This window comes from Streptomyces sp. NBC_00873 (genome assembly GCF_045207415.1).
In the GTDB taxonomy this organism is placed as follows: domain Bacteria; phylum Actinomycetota; class Actinomycetes; order Streptomycetales; family Streptomycetaceae; genus Streptomyces.
In genome coordinates this window covers 5,116,494-5,133,809 of sequence record NZ_CP108803.1, presented here as the reverse complement: position 1 = coordinate 5,133,809, position 17,316 = coordinate 5,116,494, and the positions used below count along the sequence as shown (strand labels likewise).

The following is a 17,316-nucleotide window of genomic DNA, read 5'->3' as shown; positions in this document are numbered from 1 at the left end:
ACTCTTGGGGTGGCCCGGCAGTTCTTCGGGCATGGCCCTCACTGTCCCGCCCCCACGCGCAGCGCTCGCCGACGAGCGCGATGGTGACTGTGCGTGGTGGTACGAACACGAAGTCGGCTGGCCGACGGAAGGGGCCGCTCCGGTGCAGTTGCCGACCGGGCTGCGGTTCGACGTCCTGGAACTGCCTGCGGCCGCGGGGTACGCGGCGCTGCGGCGATTGGGCCGCACAGGACCCGTGGCGCTGACGGGGCGGACCATGGGGCTGCTGGTGGCCGCAGGGAGCGCCGACGAGCTGCCGGGGCTGCTCGACTGGCTGGAGTGGGGCGGGGTCTCCCTCGCGCTGACCGCCGTCGGTACGGGCGGGCGGATCATCGCACCGACGCCGCCCGGCTGGGCTCCTGGCTCGCCGGGGGCCGCCGCATGGCTGCGGCCCCCCGAGCTGCGGCACGAGGGGAAGCCGGAGCTCCCGGCCCTCGCCGGCCTCGGGAGCAGGGGTGGGGATGCTCCCGATCTCGTACGGCTCGTGGACGCGGTGGCAACGGAATGCCACCGGGCCCGGTTGATGCATGCCCGGACGGGGCGGACGACAACGGTGCAACCGACAGCGGAGCTGTCGGCAAAGGGACTGTCGACGGATCGGTCGGCAGTTCAGCCGTTGGCCTTCTCGTAAGCCTCGCGGATCTCTGCCGGAACACGACCACGGTCATTCACATTGTGACCGTTCTCGCGCGCCCACTTACGGATCTCAGCGGTGTCCTTGTTGCCACCGGTAACGGCGCGACCCTTGCCACGACCCGCCGCGGCACGGCCGCCGGTACGCCGGCCGCCCTTGGTGTACGGCTCAAGAAGACCACGGAGCTTGTCCGCGTTGATCGTGGTGAGGTCGATCTCGTACGTCTTGCCGTCCAGAGCGAACGTCACTGTCTCGTCCGCCTCGCCACCGTCGAGGTCATCGACAAGAAGGACCTGAACCTTCTGTGCCACGGGATTTCCTTTCATCGAAAATGCAGTACGCGGAAAGGAAACCGCTTTTCCCCGGAAAACACAAACCCCTGGGAGAGGTTCAGGAGCGCAAGAACACGGGAAACGTGCGCGATTCGGACATAGGGTTCCGGCGTCTCCCGACGGTCACAGGTGCAGAAGCATCCGGCTGTTACCCAAGGTGTTCGGCTTCACTCGTTCGAGACCGAGGAACTCTGCTACGCCCTCGTCATAGGAACGCAGCAGCTCGCTGTAGACATCTGTGTCAACCGGCGTCTCTCCGATCTCCATGAAGCCGTGCTTGGCGAAGAAGTCGACTTCGAAGGTGAGACAGAAAACCCGGCGCACACCCAGCCAGCGGGCGGTCTGCAACAGCTTGTCCAGGACTTGATGCCCCACGCCGGCGCCCTTGATGCTGTGATCGACCGCGAGAGTACGGACTTCGGCAAGGTCTTCCCACATCACATGGAGTGCGCCGCAGCCGATGATGCGGGCGTCCTCGTCGCGTTCCGCGATCCAGAACTCCTGGATGTCCTCGTAAAGCGTCACTGTCGCTTTGTCGAGCAGGATGCCTTCGCGTACGTACCCGTCGAGGAGACGGCGGACCGAGGGCACGTCGCTCGTCCGGGCACGCCGGACGGTGATGGCTGCGTTCATAACCGACGGTTCGGTACGGAAATCGGTATGCGGAAGCTCTGAGGACATGCCCCGACGCTATCGCCCGGACTCCGTGTCCGAGTCATCGGCCGGGCGATCGCCTGTCTCCGGCAGCTCCGGCGATACGATCCGCATCGCGTCACTGAGTGCTTCCCGCTGCTCGGCGGACATCATGCCGAAGAAGGCGACAAGAGCGGCGGCGGGGTTGTCGCTGTGGGACCAGGCTTCGTTCATCAGTGCGGCCGAGTAGGCGGCGCGGGTGGAGACCGCCGTATATCGATATGCGCGGCCTTCGACTTCCCTGCGCACCCAGCCCTTCTGATGGAGATTGTCCATTACCGTCATGACGGTCGTGTACGCGATGGACCGTTCCTTCTGAAGGTCCTCAAGGACTTCCCGCACGGTGACCGGACGGTTCCATTGCCAGACCCGTGTCATCACGGCGTCTTCCAGCTCTCCCAATTGGCGAGGCACAGCGTCACCTTAGCGCTAGATGTCCGGAATGACCGGTTATTTGCGCAACAAAAGGGCGTGCGACTCCTGGTGAGCCGCACGCCCTTCATTCGGTGCGGGACGCGGTACGCAAGGTGCGGTACGCGCCGTACCGGTCAGACGCCTTCGGTCCGCGGTGTCTGCTGCGCCGCCTCGGCGCGGCTGAGCGCCGAGTCCACGGCCGCGTCCTCCTTGGCCTTGTTCGGGCCGCCCTGGCTCTTGACGATCGTCACGACGAGGCCGATGAAGAAGGCGGCCATCACCACAGGGGGCACGAGCGCGGATACGTAGTCCATGGGATCCAGAGTAGCGATCCCGGTACGGACTTCCGCGCGACCCCTCCGTTGTCCGGCGTGGCTATCCCGCGGCGCGTTGTTGCGGGGGCGGGACGGGCCGGCGGCGGGGCGGGAAGACTTCCGAGGGCTTCGGGGCGGGGCGTTCGGACGGCGGCACGGGACGGGCCGGGGCCGCCGGGGCCTTCGGCTTTTCGGGTTCCGTGGTCGCGGCCCGGCCGCCGGGCAGTGCGAGCAGACGGCTGCGTGGGGCGGGTGCTGTCGTGGGGACGGCGCGTCCGGCGAGACGGGCCCGCACCGACCGCTCGGCGAGCACGTGGCAGCGCTCCAGGAGCGCTGCGGCAACCGGTCTGCCCCGTTGGGTGCGCAGGGCGGCCAGATCCTCCGGGCGGGGGTCGTATCCGGCGGCCAGGGCGTCCTGGAGCAGCTCCAGATAGCTGGTGACCGAGCCTGGCAGGGCGTCGCGGTAGCGGACGAGGTCGGTGAGGAGGAACGCACGCAGCCGTCCTGCCTCCTCGACCGCCTCGTCCAGGGAACTCGCGAGCCGCAGGCAGTCCTGGACGTCCTCGTCGGGCAGGGGCGCGGGGCGGAGGGCGTTGGCGAGGGCGCGTCGGAGCACACGCAGCTCGTCCGCGCTGAACGCCATACCGCCGCGTGATCCGTAAGGCGTGGGCATATCGCGACAATACGTGCTAAATGGACAAAATCCGTTTAACTGGGCGCTGGCGGCGCGGCGGCAGCCCTCGCGCCGCCGCGCCGTTTCCGCAGGTACCCGGCGCGTGCCCTACATCCGGGCGATGTTGCGCTCGTACACCAGTCGCAGCCCGATGAGCGTGAGCCAGGGCTCGTGCTCGTCGATGACGGAGGACTCCCCCAACACCATCGGAGCAAGGCCGCCGGTCGCGATGACGGTGACGTCGTCCGGGTCGGCCGCCAGCTCCTTCTTCATGCGCTCGACGACGCCGTCGACCTGGCCCGCGAAGCCGTACACGATCCCCGCCTGCATGGCCTCGACCGTGTTCTTGCCGATCACGCTGCGCGGCCGGGCCAGCTCGATCTTGCGGAGCTGGGCGCCCTTCACGCCGAGCGCCTCGACCGAGATCTCGATGCCGGGGGCGATGACCCCGCCCGCGTACTCGCCCCGGGCAGAGACCGCGTCGAAGGTGGTCGCCGTGCCGAAGTCGACGACGATCGCCGGGCCGCCGTAGAGATCGACGGCCGCGACCGCGTTGATGATGCGGTCCGCGCCGACCTCCTTCGGGTTGTCCATCAGGATCGGGACGCCCGTCTTGATGCCCGGCTCGACGAGCACGGCGGGCACGTCGCCGTAGTAGCGGCGGGTGACCTCGCGCAGCTCGTGCAGGACGGCCGGGACCGTGGAGCAGATCGCGATGCCCTCGATGCCGTCGCCCAGCTCCTCGCCGAGCAGCGGGTGCATGCCCATCAGGCCGTTGAGCAGCACCGCGAGCTCGTCCGCGGTGCGGCGGGCGTCGGTGGAGATCCGCCAGTGCTCGACGATCTCCTCACCGTCGAACAGGCCCAGGACGGTGTGGGTGTTGCCGACGTCGATGGTGAGCAGCATCAGACGCCGGCCCCGTCGGTGTCGCGGAAGTCCAGGCCGATGTCGAGGATCGGCGAGGAGTGGGTGAGCGCGCCCACGGCCAGGTAGTCGACGCCTGCGGCGGCGTAGGCACCGGCAGTGTCGAGGGTGAGCCGGCCGGAGGACTCCAGGACCGCGCGGCCGCCGACGAGCGCGACGGCCTCCTCGGTCCGGGACGGGGTGAAGTTGTCCAGCAGGATCAGGTCGGCTCCCGCCTCCAGGACCTCGCGGACCTGGTCCAGGGTGTCGACCTCGACCTCGATCGGTACGTCCGGGAACTCGTCCCGCACCCGCTTGAACGCCTCGGCGACGCCACCGGCCGCGATGACGTGGTTGTCCTTGACCAGCGCTGCGTCGGAGAGCGACATCCGGTGGTTGACGCCGCCGCCGCAGCGCACCGCGTACTTCTCCAGGGCGCGCAGGCCCGGGGTGGTCTTGCGGGTGTCGCGGACCTTCGTCTTCGTGCCTTCGAGCACATCGGCCCAGGCGCGGGTCGCGGTCGCGATGCCGGAGAGCCTGCAGAGCAGGTTGAGCGCGCTGCGCTCGCCGGTGAGCAGGTCACGGGTGCGGGTGGTGACGGTCAGCAGCTTCTGGCCGGGGGCGACGCGGTCGCCGTCCTCGACATGGCGCTCGACCTCGAACTCGGCCGTGCAGACGATGGAGAGGACGGCCTCGGCGACGCGCAGACCTGCGACGACACCGGCCTCGCGGGCGGTGAAGTCACCGGTGGCCATGGCCTCCTCGGAGACCGTGGCGACGGTCGTGACGTCCACACCGCCGTCGAGGTCCTCCTCGATGGCGACGTGCGCGACGTCCTCGACCTGGACCGGGTCGAGGCCCGCGTCGGCGAGCAGCTGGGCGAGGTCGGGGTCGAGACCGCACTCCAGGGGGTCCAGCTCATAGCCTTCCTCCCCGCCGCAGCCGCAGGCGTCCCCGCAGCCGCCCGCGGCCGGTGCGGGCGCGCCGATCTGGATCAGCGGTACGTCCACGGGTGTGGGGCGCGGATTCTCTTCGGGCGTGCTCACGGTTACGGCTCCTCGGGAGTGGGGTGGTTCGTGGGTGCTGTTGCGCAGTCTGGTGCCCCCGTCGCGCGTACGGGCGGGAATGCCTCGGAATCCGTACGGGCCAGGACCAGCTGCCGGTCGGGGGTGAGCCGGACGACGAGGTGGCGGCGCCAGGTCTCGTCGTCGCGCTCGGGCCGGTCCTCGCGCCAGTGGCAGCCGCGGGTCTCCTCGCGCTCCCGGGCGGCAGCGACCAGGACGCGCGAGACGAGCAGGAGGTTGGTGGCCTCCCATGCCTCGACGCCGGGCACCGCGACCTTGGGCTCGGCCGCGTCGGCGTCGACGGCGGCGCTGCGGTGCAGGGCCTCCAGCTCGTCGGCGGCGGTGGCGAGGCTGGCTGCGGAACGGAGGACTCCGGCGCCCTGGGTCATGATCCGCTGGATCTGCGGCCGCGCCTCGGAGGCAAGGAGCGGGGAGGGGGCGGGGAGTCCGGCGGCCGGCATTTCGGAGGCCGGTGCCTGCGCGGTGCGCGGACCGTTCGCGACGATGTCCGCAGCGATGCGCTCGGCGAAGACCAGCCCCTCCAGGAGCGAGTTGGACGCCAGCCGGTTCGCGCCGTGCACGCCCGTGCAGGCGACCTCTCCGCACGCGTACAGGCCCGGGACCGTCGTCCGGCCGCGCAGGTCGGTGCGGATGCCGCCGGAGGCGTAGTGCGCGGCGGGCGCCACCGGGACGGGTTCGGTGATCGGGTCGATGCCGTGGGCGCGGCAGGCCGCCAGGATCGTGGGGAACCGCTGCTCCCACATCTCGGCGCCGAAGTGGCGGGCGTCGAGATACATGTGCTCCGTGCCGTGCAGCTGCATCTGGCGGGTGATGGCCTTGGCGACGATGTCGCGGGGCGCCAGCTCCGCCAGTTCGTGCTGCCCGACCATGAACCGCGTACCGGACGCGTCGACGAGATGGGCGCCCTCGCCCCGTACCGCTTCCGATACGAGGGGCTGCTGGCCCTCGGAGTCCGCGCCGAGGAAGAGGACCGTCGGGTGGAACTGGACGAACTCGAGGTCGGAGACCTCCGCACCGGCCCGCAGCGCGAGCGCGACACCGTCGCCGGTGGAGACCGGCGGGTTGGTGGTGGCGAAGAAGACCTGGCCCATGCCGCCGGTGGCAAGGACCACCGCGGGGGCGTGGACCGCGCCGACGCCGTCGTGCTGGCCCTCGCCCATGACGTGCAGGGTGACGCCCGCGGTACGCCCTTCGGCGTCCGTCAGCAGGTCCAGCACCAGGGCGTTCTCCACGGTGTGGAGGGCCGCGGAGCGGACCGCCTCGACCAGGGCGCGGGAAATCTCGGCGCCCGTCGCGTCCCCGCCCGCGTGGGCGATACGGCGGCGGTGGTGGCCGCCCTCGCGGGTGAGCGCGATGTCGCCGGTGTCGGTGGTGTCGAAGTGCGCGCCGGTCTCGATCAGGCGGAGTACGGAATCGGGGCCCTCGGTGACCAGGGTCCGCACCGCGGACTCGTCGCACAGGCCCGCGCCCGCGACCAGGGTGTCGGCCAGGTGCTGTTCGGGGGTGTCGCCCTCGCCGAGCGCCGCGGCGATGCCGCCCTGCGCCCAGCGGGTGGAGCCGTCGTCGAGGCGGGCCTTGGTGACGACGACGGTGGCGAGGCCCGCTGCCGCGCAGCGCAGTGCGGTGGTGAGGCCGGCGACGCCGGAGCCGACCACCACGACATCCGCGTCGATGGCCCAGCCGGGGGCGGGGGCGGTCAGCCGTATTCCGGTCACGTGTCGGCTCCGAAGGTCAGCGGGATGTTGTCGATGAGTCGGGTGGCACCCACCCGCGCGGCAACGGCGAGGATCGCGTCACCGGTGGTCCGGTCATCGGGGACCTCGGTGAAGTCGGCCGGGTCCACGAGCGCCAGATAGTCCAGTGCGAGCGGGGGCTGCGCGGCGGCCGCGTCGTCGAGGATCGTGCGCGCGGCCGCACGTACCGCCGCGGGTCCGTCGTCGGGCCGGGCCCAGGCCACCGCCTGGGTGTCGGCGGCCGCGCGGACCTCGCCGAGGCGGGTGAGCGCCGCGGCCCGGCCCGTCGTCGCCGTCGTGGTCTGGGCGCGGGCGTGCAGCGCCTGCTGGGCGGCCAGCCGGTCCCGGGCGGCGAACAGGGCCCGGGAGAGAGCGAGGGCGGTGCGGCGCTCCTCGGCGTCGAGGAAACGGTTGCGGCTGGAGAGCGCGAGGCCGTCGGGCTCGCGGACCGTCTCCACGCCGACGATCTCCACCGGGAAGTTCAGATCGCGCACCATGCGGCGGATCAGCGCCAGCTGCTGGGCGTCCTTCTGTCCGAAGAACGCGGCATCGGGGCGGGTGAGGTGCAGCATCTTGGCGACAACGGTCAGCACCCCGTTGAAGTGTCCCGGGCGGGACGCGCCTTCCAGACGCTCGCCCATCGGGCCCGCGTCTATCCTGACCCGCGGTTCGCCGCCGGGGTAGACGTCGTCGACGGACGGGGCGAAGACGGCGTCGGCGCCGGCCGCGCCCGCGACGGCGAGATCGGCGTCGAGGGTACGGGGGTAGCGGTCGAGGTCCGCCGCCTCACCGAACTGCAGCGGGTTGACGAAGACGGTGACGACGACCTGCCCGTCCGGGCCCGCGGCGGTGCGTGCGGCACGGATCAGGGTGGCGTGGCCCTCGTGCAGGGCGCCCATCGTCATGACGACGGCCCGCGGTCCCGTGCGTGCACCGAACGCGGCGAGTTCGGCCGCCGTACGCAGCAGCGTGGCGGCTCCGGTCGTGTTCATCGGATCCCTCCCGGTCCGGTGCTGCCCGCGCCGCCCGCACCGTCGGACAGGACGCCGAGCAGGTCCTCCGCCAGCTCCGGCTTGAGCAGGCCGTGCGCGAGCGCCCGGTCGGCGGTGGCACGGGCCATCGCGAGGTAACCGGCCACGGTCTGCGGGGCGTGCCTGCGCAGCTCGCCGATGTGCGCGGCGACCGTGCCTGCGTCGCCGCGGGCCACCGGGCCGGTCAGCGCGTTGTCACCGGAGCGCAGCGCGTTGTCGAGTGCGGCGCCGAGGAGTGGGCCGAGCATCCGGTCGGGGGCCGCGACCCCTGCCGTGCGCAGCAGCTCCATCGACTGGGCGACCAGGGTGACCAGGTGGTTCGCGCCGAGGGCGAGCGCCGCGTGGTAGAGCGGACGGGACTCCTCCGCGATCCATTCGGGTTCGCCCCCCATCTCGATGACGAGCGCCTCGGCGGCGAGCCGCAGCTCCTCGGGGGCGGTGACTCCGAAGGAGCATCCGGCCAGCCGCTGTACGTCGACAGCGGTGCCGGTGAACGTCATCGCCGGGTGCAGGGCGAGCGGCAGGGCGCCGGCCCGCAGTGCGGGTTCCAGGACCCGGGTCCCGTAGCGCCCCGACGTGTGGACGATCAGCTGTCCCGGGCGGACCGCGCCCGTCTCGGCGAGGCCCTCGACCAGGCCGGGCAGGGCGTCGTCGGGGACGGTCAGCAGCACCAGCTCGGCGCGGGCGAGCACCTCTGCGGGCTGCACGAGGGGGACGTCGGGCAGAAGCGTGGCGGCGCGGCGCACGGACGCGTCGGAGACACCCGAGACGGCGACCGGGCGGTGTCCGGCGAGCTGCAGGGATGCGGCGAGGGCGGGGCCGACGCGGCCCGCGCCCACGACGCCGACGGTGAGTCGGGCGGGGCGGTCCCTCGCGTCGAGGGGCTCCCTGGGTGTTGTTGCATTCACGCGGCGATGGCCTTCCGTTCCAGTCCGCGGGGGGTACCGGACGATTTCTCTGCATGCTACGCCAGCGTTTCGTCCGGGCTCCCGGCCGTCCACAGGCTGTGGACGGACACGTGGATCGCCAGGCGGGGCAGGGGCCGCGAAAAGGTATGGGCGGGGGTGGCGTTCTGCGTGATGATCGTCCCATGGCAGACACGGATGAGCAGGTGCAGGTGCAGGTACGGGACGAGGTACGGGGTGGCTCCCCTGACGACGAACAGGCGGAGCGCCTTCGCCGGATCGGCGCCTGGCGGCGGGCCGAGCGGGTCCTGGCGCGGCCGCACGTCGACCGCACCCTCGGGGAGCAGCTGGCCGACCTCGCCGCGCACGCCGCGTCCGTCGCCGACCCGGACCAGCCCGCGGACATCTACGGGGACGGCGTCGTCGCCCAGCTGGAGACGCGGATCGCCGGGCTGCTGGGCATGGAGGCTGCGGCATTCTTCCCGACCGGGACGATGGCGCAGCAGGTCGCCCTGCGCTGCTGGGCGGGGCGCACCGGCAATCCGACCGTGGCGTTGCACCCGCTCGCCCACCCCGAGGTGCACGAGCGCGGCGCGCTGGGGGTGGTGAGCGGGCTGCGTACCGTCCACCCGACGTCTGCGCCGCGGCTGCCCACCGCGGAGGAGATCCGCGACTTCGCCGAACCGTTCGGCACGCTGATGCTGGAGCTGCCGCTGCGCGACGCCGGTTTCGTCCTGCCGGAGTGGGAGGAGCTGGAGGCCGTGGTGGCGGCCGCGCGCGAACGTGATGCAGTGGTGCACATGGACGGCGCGAGGCTGTGGGAGTGCGCCCCCCGGTTCGGGCGCGGGCTGCCGGAGATCGCGGCGCTGGCGGACAGCGTGTACGTGTCGTTCTACAAAAGCCTCGGCGGGCTGTCGGGGGCGGCGCTCGCCGGTCCCGAGTCCCTGATCGAGGAGGCGCGCACCTGGCGCCACCGGTACGGCGGGCAGCTCTTCCAGCAGTTCCCGGCGGCGCTGGCCGCGCTGATCGGCCTGGAACGGGAGCTGCCGAAACTGGCTTCGTACGTGGCGCAGGCGAAGGTGGTGGCCGGGGCGCTGACCGAGGGGTTCGCAGAGTCCGCAGTGCCGTGGTTCCGGGTGCATCCGGAGCCGCCTCACACGCATCAGTTCCAGGTGTGGCTGCCGTACCCGGCGGATGTCCTGACGAAGGCGGGAGTGCGGCAGGCGGAGGAGACGGGCGTGGCGCTCTTCCGCAGGTGGCACCCGGCCGCCGCGGGGCCGCCCGGGACGTCGTACACGGAGGTCACGGTGGCGGAGGCGGGGCTGGAGTGGACGAAACGGGATGTGCGGGATGCGGTGGGGGAGTTCGTGCGGCGGCTGGCCTAGTGCCGTGACCGGCAATGTCTGCCCCATGAGGAGCGTCGTCCAGCGCGTGCGATCGCAAGGCGGCCGGAAGTCCTTGGGTGGGGTCTCCCCTGCTCGAACGAAGTCGAGAGCTTGGGGGAGGAGCTACCAGGGCTTTTGGCCAACGTTTGCGAGCGGGCGTGCTGGGCGGCGCGACGGGGCAAAGCTTGCCGGGAGGGGCACTGGATGAGAGGCGGGTGCCGGGGCGTCCGGGGCCGTTCCGTCCTCAGACCCCGGACGGGCCGGAAGTGCCGGGACCGACGGGCCGGGCGGGGCTGCCGGACCGGCCGACGGTGCCCGGCAGGCGGCGGGTGAGGCGTTCTCGGAGGGCCGTTCTCCAGCGGCGGTTCGCCGGGCGGCCTTCGATCACCGCTTCGAAGCGGCGGGCGTCGCGGGCCTCCCGCACAGCCTCCCAGTCGTGCCGGCCAGGCAGTGGCGGCGGCGCTTCCCCGTGCTGAGCTGCGCGGTAGCTGTCGATCATGTGTTGCTGCATCGCGTCCATGACCTCAGCCTGGGCCGCTCCGGCGGGTCCGGCCCGTCGATTGACGACCACCGTCAAATGGCGCGTGACGCTCTCTCCGCACCCCGCACTATGGAGGGGTGAGCGTGAACATCGACATCGCGGGACTGCCGTCCGAACACATCGTCTTCGAGACCTCGCCCCTCGCCGAGCTGGGGCTCGCGCTGCATGCGCTCTCCGAGCCGGGGCACCACCCCGGCCTGCACGGCTGGGCGACGGCGACCGGCAGTGCGCTGGAGCCGGACCTGGCCGACCGGCTGCACGAGGCCGAGTTCCTGTGGCGGAACACGTTCTCGGACGTCTTCATGGCGTTCGCCGGGGTCCGCGGCGGTGACGGCAGGACGGGGGCGACGCTCGCCGAGGACCTCGACATCCTCGACCGGCTGGACGACGAGCGGTTCGTCGCCTCCGCCCTGGAGTTCACCTGCGCCAGCCTGTACGGGATCGGCGCCCCCTCCCCGCTCAGCGACCCGGGCATGCGCGCCCGCGCCCTGGACATGGCGGCGGCGCGCGGTCCGCGGCAGGTGGAGTTCACCCAGCAGTTGCTGGCCGACCCCGCCCCCGTACGCCGCTGGGTCCGGCGTCTCTTCGAGGACTGCGACGAGGCGTTCTTCGCGGACACCTGGCGCCGGGTCCAGGTCCAGCTGGTCGCCGACGCCCGGCACAAGACGGATCTGCTGCGCCGCAAGGGCACCGACGAGGCGCTGGGCGCGGTGTCCGCAGCGCTCTCGCTCGACGAGTGCGGCAGCCGGATCAGCGTCGACAAGATGACCGAGGGCTCGACCACCGCGACCGACCCGTCCATCGGCGCCGGGCTGACCCTCATCCCGTCCAGCTTCGGCTGGCCGCATCTGATGGTGCTGCACGCACCCGGCTGGCGGCCGGTGATCCACTACCCGGTGCACCGCCCGGAGCTGCCGTCCCCGGCCTCGGTCGAGATCCTGCAGCTGAGGATGGAGGCGCTGGCCCACCCCATGCGGATGCGCCTGTGCCGCAACCTCGCCCGTTCCCCGTACACCACCGGTGAACTCGCCGACTCGCACAGCATCACGGCGCCCGAGGTCTCCCGGCATCTTTCGGTACTGAAGAAGGCCGGCCTGGTCACCACGCGACGCCGCGGCCGCTACGTACTGCACCAGCTGGACCTGACCGTGGTGGCCCGGCTCGGCAGCGACTTCCTGGAAGGTGTGCTGCGGTGAGCGGCACCGGGCGCCGTGGGCCCGGTCCAGCCGCCTGTGCCTGAGCCCGGACGGGTCCCGCGGAGAGATCGCGACAGCCTCTCAGCCCGCCCCGCCGCCGGCCCGCACCAGCCCCGTCTCGTACGCGAGGACGACGACCTGCACCCGGTCGCGCAGGTTCAGCTTGGTGAGGATGCGGCCGACGTGCGTCTTCACCGTCGCCTCGGACAGCACCAGGCGTGCCGCGATCTCGCCGTTCGACAGGCCCTGCGCCACCAGCAGCATCACCTCGCGTTCGCGTTCGGTGAGCTTGCCGACGTCCTTGTGCTGCGGTTCGTTGCCGCTGCTCGGCAGCAGAGGCGAGAAGCGGTCGAGCAGTCGCCGCGTGGTGGACGGGGCGACGACCGCGTCTCCGCTGTGCACCGAACGGATCGCGGCGAGCAGCTCGCCCGGCGGCACGTCCTTGAGCATGAAGCCGCTCGCCCCCGCCTTCAGTCCGGAGAACGCGTACTCGTCGAGGTCGAACGTGGTCAGGATGAGCACCTTGGGCGCATCGGGCCCGCCACAGATGCGCCGGGTCGCCTCGACGCCGTCCAGCCTCGGCATGCGGACGTCCATCAGCACCACATCCACTGCGGTGGAACGAAGGTTCTCGATCGCCTCCGCGCCGTCGCCGGCCTCGGCGACGACCTCCATGTCCGGCTGGGCTGCGAGCACCATCCGGAAACCGGTGCGCAGCAGCACCTGGTCGTCGACGAGCATCACGCGGATCGCCATGAGGGTCCTTGTCTCCTGTCCTGTCCAGCAAGGGTCAGTGGGCTAGTGGGCGGGCTTGAGCGGCAGCAGCGCGCTGATCCGGAAACCGCCGCCGGGGCGCGGCCCGGCGTCGAGCGTGCCGCCGACCATGCCGACCCGCTCCCGCATGCCGATCATCCCGTGACCCGCGCCGTCGGCGCCGCCGTCCTCGTACAGTTCGTGCGCGGCCCCCCGGCCGTCGTCCTCGACCAGCAGCCCGAGCCCGTCGTCGAAGTAGACCAGCCGCACACTCGCACCGGCGTCCGGGCCACCGTGCTTGCGGGTGTTGGTCAGGGCCTCCTGCACGATGCGGTACGCGGTCAGCTCGACCCCGCTGGGGAGCGGGCGCGGGGTGCCCTCGATCTTGAAGTCCACTGCCAGGCCGGTCTGCCTGACCTGCTCGATCAGGTCCTCGATCTGCTCGACGTCGGGCTGCGGGACGTACTCCCCGCTCTCCCGGGCGTCGCCGGTCCGCAGCACGCCGAGCAGTCGGCGCATCTCGGCGAGGGCCTGCCTGCCGGTGCTGGAGATCGTCTCCAGGGCCTGCCGGGCCTGGTCGGGCGCCGCGTCCATCACGTACGCCGCACCGTCGGCCTGCACCACCATGACGGAGACGTTGTGTGCGACGACATCGTGCAGTTCGCGGGCGATACGGGCCCGCTCGGCGGCCACCGCGACCTTCGACTGCGCCTCGCGCTCCCGCTCCAGCCGGGCTGCGCGCTCCTCCAGCTGGTCGAAGTACGCCCGCCGGGTCCGCATCGAGTCGCCGAGCACCCAGGCGAGCACGAACGGCACCGTCATGACGACGACGACGAAGATCTCCTGTGCCCAGCCGCCGCGCATCTCGTTCGGCCAGCGCAGCTGTGAGAGACCGGCCGCGCAGAGACTGCAGACCAGCGCGAGCCGGGACGCCCAACGCTCACCGACCGTGGCCACGGTGAAGGTGATCACCAGCATGGCGAAGTTCGCGACGCTCGGTCTGACACCGAACGCCAGTTGCGCGACGCCCATCGCGACGGCGAGCAGCAGCATCTTCTCCGGTGCCCTGCGGCGCAGTGCGACGACCAGGCAGAGGCCGATGATGATCGGCACGGCGGGGAGCCGCTGCGATCCGCGGCTCGGGTCGGCCACCACGGACAGGCCGGAGAGACCGAGGAGGACGACAGCCCAGAAGGTGTCGACGCCCGTCGGGTGTCTGCGGATGAAGTCGTAGAGGCGCTGCACGTGACCCAGCGTAGGGAAGGCCGATAGGTGACTGGGTCAGCCGAAGGGCCGATCCGGTTCCTGGGACCGTACTCCCCAGGGTGGAGACTTGGCTCCGTGACGGATGAGTGGCGTGGGTGGCAGGAGGCGGCGCAGACCGCTTTGTACGGGGACGGGGGGTTCTACCGGAGCCCCGAGGGGCCGGCCGGGCATTTCCGTACCTCCGTGCATGCCTCGCCGCTGTTCGCCGCCGCCGTGGCCAGGCTGCTGGCCGGGACGGCGCGGGAGCTGGGTACGGACCGGGTCGATCTGGTCGACCTCGGGGCCGGGCGGGGCGAGCTGCTGACAGGGGTGCTGGCGGCGCTGCCGGGCATTGCCCCGGCGGGGCTCGCGGTACGGGCGTACGCGGTGGAGATCGCCGCCCGGCCGCCGGACCTTGACCCCCGGATCGAGTGGTGCGCCGAGCCGCCGCAGGGGGCGCGGGGGCTGCTGTTCGCCAACGAGTGGCTGGACAACGTGCCGACGCCGGTCGCGGAGACCGACGCGGACGGCGTCGACCGGTATGTGCTTGTCCGGACGGCAGACGGCACGGAACGGCTGGGCGCACCGGTGACCGGAGCAGACGCCGAGTGGCTGCGCCGCTGGTGGCCGTCGGCCGGTCCCGGCAGCCGCGCGGAGATCGGGCGGCCGCGCGACGAGGCGTGGGCGCGGGCGGTCGCCGCCTTGTCCGAAGGACTCGCGGTGGCGGTCGACTACGCCCACGTACGGGAGGCGCGGCCGCCGTTCGGCACGCTGACCGGTTTCCGGGCCGGGCGCGAGGTGCTGCCGGTGCCGGACGGCAGCTGCGACCTGACCTCGCATGTGGCGCTGGACGCGTGCGCGGCGGCGGGTGCGGGGGGCGGGATGGAGCCGGAGGTGGTGGATCAGCGGGAGGCGCTGCGGGGGCTGGGGGTCAGCGGGGAGCGGCCGTCGCTCGCACTCGCCTCGACCGACCCGGCGGCGTATGTGCGGGCGCTGGCGTCGGCGGGCGAGGCGGCCGAGCTGACCGCACGGGGCGGACTGGGCGATTTCGGATGGCTGATGCAACGGGTGGGGGCGAGCCTGTCGAGCCCCTCCGGCGTTTGACGAGCGGGCTCCGCGGCAGCGCCCTGGAGGCAACGCGGCCCGGGGTGCGGGGCGGACGGGCCGGAAAGCCCCGGGGCCCGGAACGCGCTGTGCCGCGCGCAGGGAATACTGGCCGTATGACGGAAACGACGGTCGGCATCGGTGGCGCGGCGGAGAGCACCGACATGGTGCTCAACATCGGGCCGCAGCACCCCTCGACACATGGCGTGCTCCGTCTGCGGATCGTTCTCAACGGCGAGCGGATCCAGCACGCCGAACCGGTCATCGGCTATATGCACCGCGGTGCGGAGAAGCTCTTCGAGGCGCGCGACTACCGGCAGATCGTGATGCTCGCCAACCGTCACGACTGGCTGTCGGCCTTCTCCAACGAGCTGGGCGTCGTGATGGCTGTCGAGCGGATGCTCGGCATGGAGGTCCCGGAGCGCGCGGTCTGGACGCGGACGCTGCTCGCCGAGCTGAACCGGGTGCTGAACCACCTGATGTTCCTCGGCTCGTACCCGCTCGAACTGGGCGGCATCACCCCGGTGTTCTACGCCTTCCGGGAACGCGAGGAGCTCCAGGCCGTGATGGAGGAGGTCTCCGGCGGCCGGATGCACTACATGTTCAACCGGGTCGGCGGTCTCAAGGAGGACCTCCCGGCGGGCTGGCTCGGCCGCGCCCGGGACGCCGTCGCGTCGGTCCGCTCACGGATGGACGTGTACGACCGGCTGGTGCTCGGCAACGAGATCTTCCGGGGCCGTACCCGCGGTGTCGGTGTGCTGTCCGCCGAGACCGTGCACGCGTACGGGGTGTCCGGGCCGATCGCCCGCGCCTCCGGGGTCGACTTCGATCTGCGGCGCGACGAGCCGTATCTGGCGTACGGGGAGCTGCAGGACACCCTCAAGGTCGTCACCCGCACCGAGGGCGACTGCCTGGCCCGGTTCGAGTGCCTGCTGGAGCAGACCCACAACGCGCTGGACCTGGCGGACGCCTGCCTGGACCGGATGGCCGGGCTGGCACCCGGTCCGATCAACCAGCGGCTGCCCAAGGTGCTGAAGGCCCCCGAGGGCCACACCTACGCCTGGACCGAGAACCCGCTCGGGATCAACGGGTACTACCTGGTGTCCAAGGGCGAGAAGACCCCGTACCGGCTGAAGCTCCGCTCCGCCTCGTACAACAACATCCAGGCGCTCACCGAGCTGCTGCCGGGCACGCTGGTCGCCGACATGGTCGCGATCCTGGGCTCGCTGTTCTTCGTCGTCGGCGACATCGACAAGTAGCTCCGCCGACGACCGGCGGCAGAACAGGGCCTACGAGATCGCGCTGCGCAGCTCCACGACGTCCAGTTGCTCCGTCTCGTCGTGCGCGGTCAGGTCGATGACCTTGCCGACGGCCCGGTTCTGCGCCGTCCCCGTGCGGTGCGCTGCCAGCGCCTCCTCGCCGACCACGTCCGCGAGGTCCTCGTTCTGCACGGACTCGATCGCGGCGCGCGCCTTCTGCGTACCGAAGAAGTCGAAGCTGCCCTGCGACACCGGATGACGGCGGGACGCGGCGTGCGGAACGACCGCGCTGGCGCGCGGCGCGGGGAGCGCGGTGGACGGGCGGGCCGGAGGCAGGGCGGCCGACGGACGGCGGTGCTGCTCGGCATCGGCCGCCGCGTGCTTCCCCTTGCGCTCCTCCGCCTCCTGGGCGCGCTCCGCGAGATCGCGTTTCCTGGCCTGCTCGGCGGTGCGGCGGGCCTCCTGGAGCGCGGCGTTGCGGGTGAGGTCCTGCAGGGCCTGGGCGGCGCGCGCATACGCGGCCGGTGTCGGCGTGGAGCGGGCGGTGGGCAGCTCCCGGGGCGAGGCGGCCGCTTCGAGCGCGAGCTGCCTGCGTCCCTCCAGCGCACTGGCCCGCTCGGTCTCGGCGTTGGCGTAACGCCGCAGCAGTGCGGCGTGCTCACCGCGCAGACCGGCGAGCTCCACACGCTTGCGGCGCAGCTTCGTCTCCAGCCGGACGCGCAGGGCACGCGACTCCTCCAGGTCGGCCTCGAGCTCCGCGATGCGCTCCTCGGTCTTCCATTCGTCGCTTGCGCGGGCACGCATCAGCTCCGCGACGCGACGGCCGGCCTGCCGGTCCCAGGAGCGCATCAGATACGCACCGGTGACGGCGGCGGCCGCAGCGGCGGCGACCAGTCCGCGCAGGACCAGGGGCTCGGCGAGGAGCCAGGCGCCCGCAGCACAGACGACCGACGCTCCGGCGACGACCGAAGGCGGAAGGATTCTGTGCAGAGGTGGCGAATGGCGATGACGTCCACGTGGCATGGCCTGAAATTTACCGTGCGTGCGGGTCGCTTGGGAGGCCGCCCGGCAATCTGT

The 17,316-nt window shown here is 71.8% G+C and carries 19 protein-coding genes; 5 read left to right on the top strand and 14 right to left on the bottom strand.

The genetic code is table 11. The annotated features are described in order from the left end of the window. The first annotated feature begins 31 nt into the window (after window positions 1-31). The gene (locus OH809_RS23665; RefSeq protein WP_406515502.1) at window positions 32-670 is read left to right on the top strand and encodes an SCO3374 family protein; all 639 of its coding nucleotides are present in this window, start codon (window positions 32-34) and stop codon (window positions 668-670) included. Here OH809_RS23665 and OH809_RS23660 read toward each other — a convergent pair. From OH809_RS23660 to OH809_RS23615, 10 genes are all read right to left on the bottom strand, one after another. Next, on the bottom strand, window positions 649-984 hold the full coding sequence (locus OH809_RS23660; RefSeq protein WP_366689405.1) for an Lsr2 family protein: 336 nt from the start codon (window positions 982-984) through the stop codon (window positions 649-651). The genes OH809_RS23665 and OH809_RS23660 overlap by 22 nt on opposite strands. A gap of 144 nt (window positions 985-1,128) precedes the next feature. Beyond that, a complete protein-coding gene (locus tag OH809_RS23655; protein WP_406420517.1) occupies window positions 1,129-1,638 on the bottom strand; it encodes an amino-acid N-acetyltransferase in 510 nt (169 codons plus the stop codon). Window positions 1,639-1,695: 57 nt separating this feature from the next. Further along, window positions 1,696-2,112: a BlaI/MecI/CopY family transcriptional regulator gene (locus tag OH809_RS23650; protein ID WP_406420518.1), complete on the bottom strand. Its 417-nt coding sequence runs from the start codon at window positions 2,110-2,112 to the stop codon at window positions 1,696-1,698. Window positions 2,113-2,246: 134 nt separating this feature from the next. Next, window positions 2,247-2,426: a hypothetical protein gene (locus tag OH809_RS23645; protein WP_327245717.1), complete on the bottom strand. Its 180-nt coding sequence runs from the start codon at window positions 2,424-2,426 to the stop codon at window positions 2,247-2,249. A 61-nt stretch (window positions 2,427-2,487) separates the two neighbouring features. Further along, the gene (locus OH809_RS23640; protein ID WP_406425023.1) at window positions 2,488-3,069 is read right to left on the bottom strand and encodes a hypothetical protein; all 582 of its coding nucleotides are present in this window, start codon (window positions 3,067-3,069) and stop codon (window positions 2,488-2,490) included. A 138-nt stretch (window positions 3,070-3,207) separates the two neighbouring features. Beyond that, window positions 3,208-4,005: a type III pantothenate kinase gene (locus tag OH809_RS23635; RefSeq protein ID WP_266984380.1), complete on the bottom strand. Its 798-nt coding sequence runs from the start codon at window positions 4,003-4,005 to the stop codon at window positions 3,208-3,210. Next, window positions 4,005-5,048 (bottom strand): carboxylating nicotinate-nucleotide diphosphorylase, encoded by a 1,044-nt coding sequence (gene nadC, locus OH809_RS23630; protein ID WP_327245715.1) that lies wholly within the window; start codon window positions 5,046-5,048, stop codon window positions 4,005-4,007. The genes OH809_RS23635 and nadC overlap by 1 nt, the downstream gene beginning before the upstream one ends. Before the next feature lie 2 nt (window positions 5,049-5,050). Continuing rightward, window positions 5,051-6,802, bottom strand: coding sequence for an L-aspartate oxidase (locus OH809_RS23625; RefSeq protein WP_406420519.1), 1,752 nt, complete (start codon window positions 6,800-6,802; stop codon window positions 5,051-5,053). Beyond that, entirely contained in the window at window positions 6,799-7,812 is a 1,014-nt protein-coding gene (gene panC / locus OH809_RS23620; protein ID WP_406420520.1) for a pantoate--beta-alanine ligase, read from the bottom strand. Before panC ends, OH809_RS23625 begins: the two co-directional genes overlap by 4 nt. Further along, window positions 7,809-8,759: a Rossmann-like and DUF2520 domain-containing protein gene (locus OH809_RS23615; RefSeq protein WP_406515501.1), complete on the bottom strand. Its 951-nt coding sequence runs from the start codon at window positions 8,757-8,759 to the stop codon at window positions 7,809-7,811. Before OH809_RS23615 ends, panC begins: the two co-directional genes overlap by 4 nt. Before the next feature lie 182 nt (window positions 8,760-8,941). Here OH809_RS23615 and OH809_RS23610 point away from each other — a divergent pair, with 182 nt between their 5' ends. Further along, window positions 8,942-10,141 (top strand): threonine aldolase family protein, encoded by a 1,200-nt coding sequence (locus tag OH809_RS23610; protein WP_406515500.1) that lies wholly within the window; start codon window positions 8,942-8,944, stop codon window positions 10,139-10,141. Window positions 10,142-10,385: 244 nt separating this feature from the next. Here OH809_RS23610 and OH809_RS23605 read toward each other — a convergent pair whose 3' ends face one another. Continuing rightward, window positions 10,386-10,661, bottom strand: coding sequence for a hypothetical protein (locus OH809_RS23605; RefSeq protein ID WP_406420523.1), 276 nt, complete (start codon window positions 10,659-10,661; stop codon window positions 10,386-10,388). 104 nt (window positions 10,662-10,765) lie between these two features. Between OH809_RS23605 and OH809_RS23600 the strand changes: the two genes are divergently transcribed. Next, entirely contained in the window at window positions 10,766-11,878 is a 1,113-nt protein-coding gene (locus tag OH809_RS23600; RefSeq protein ID WP_406420524.1) for a DUF5937 family protein, read from the top strand. A gap of 81 nt (window positions 11,879-11,959) precedes the next feature. Here the strand turns inward: OH809_RS23600 and OH809_RS23595 are convergent, their stop codons facing one another. Further along, window positions 11,960-12,634: a response regulator gene (locus OH809_RS23595; RefSeq protein WP_406420525.1), complete on the bottom strand. Its 675-nt coding sequence runs from the start codon at window positions 12,632-12,634 to the stop codon at window positions 11,960-11,962. Between the two features lie 42 nt (window positions 12,635-12,676). Then, window positions 12,677-13,876 carry a sensor histidine kinase gene (locus OH809_RS23590; RefSeq protein WP_406420526.1) on the bottom strand — a complete coding sequence of 400 codons (1,200 nt, stop codon included), beginning with the start codon at window positions 13,874-13,876 and terminating at the stop codon, window positions 12,677-12,679. Between the two features lie 96 nt (window positions 13,877-13,972). On the opposite strand from OH809_RS23590, the gene OH809_RS23585 reads away from it, so the two are divergent. Together OH809_RS23585 and OH809_RS23580 are read left to right on the top strand one after the other, a co-directional pair. After that, on the top strand, window positions 13,973-14,980 hold the full coding sequence (locus OH809_RS23585) for an SAM-dependent methyltransferase (protein WP_406420527.1): 1,008 nt from the start codon (window positions 13,973-13,975) through the stop codon (window positions 14,978-14,980). Between the two features lie 116 nt (window positions 14,981-15,096). Then, entirely contained in the window at window positions 15,097-16,239 is a 1,143-nt protein-coding gene (locus OH809_RS23580; protein ID WP_266984362.1) for an NADH-quinone oxidoreductase subunit D, read from the top strand. A gap of 30 nt (window positions 16,240-16,269) precedes the next feature. Here the strand turns inward: OH809_RS23580 and OH809_RS23575 are convergent, their stop codons facing one another. Further along, window positions 16,270-17,262 (bottom strand): hypothetical protein, encoded by a 993-nt coding sequence (locus OH809_RS23575; protein ID WP_406420528.1) that lies wholly within the window; start codon window positions 17,260-17,262, stop codon window positions 16,270-16,272. Window positions 17,263-17,316: the final 54 nt, after the last annotated feature.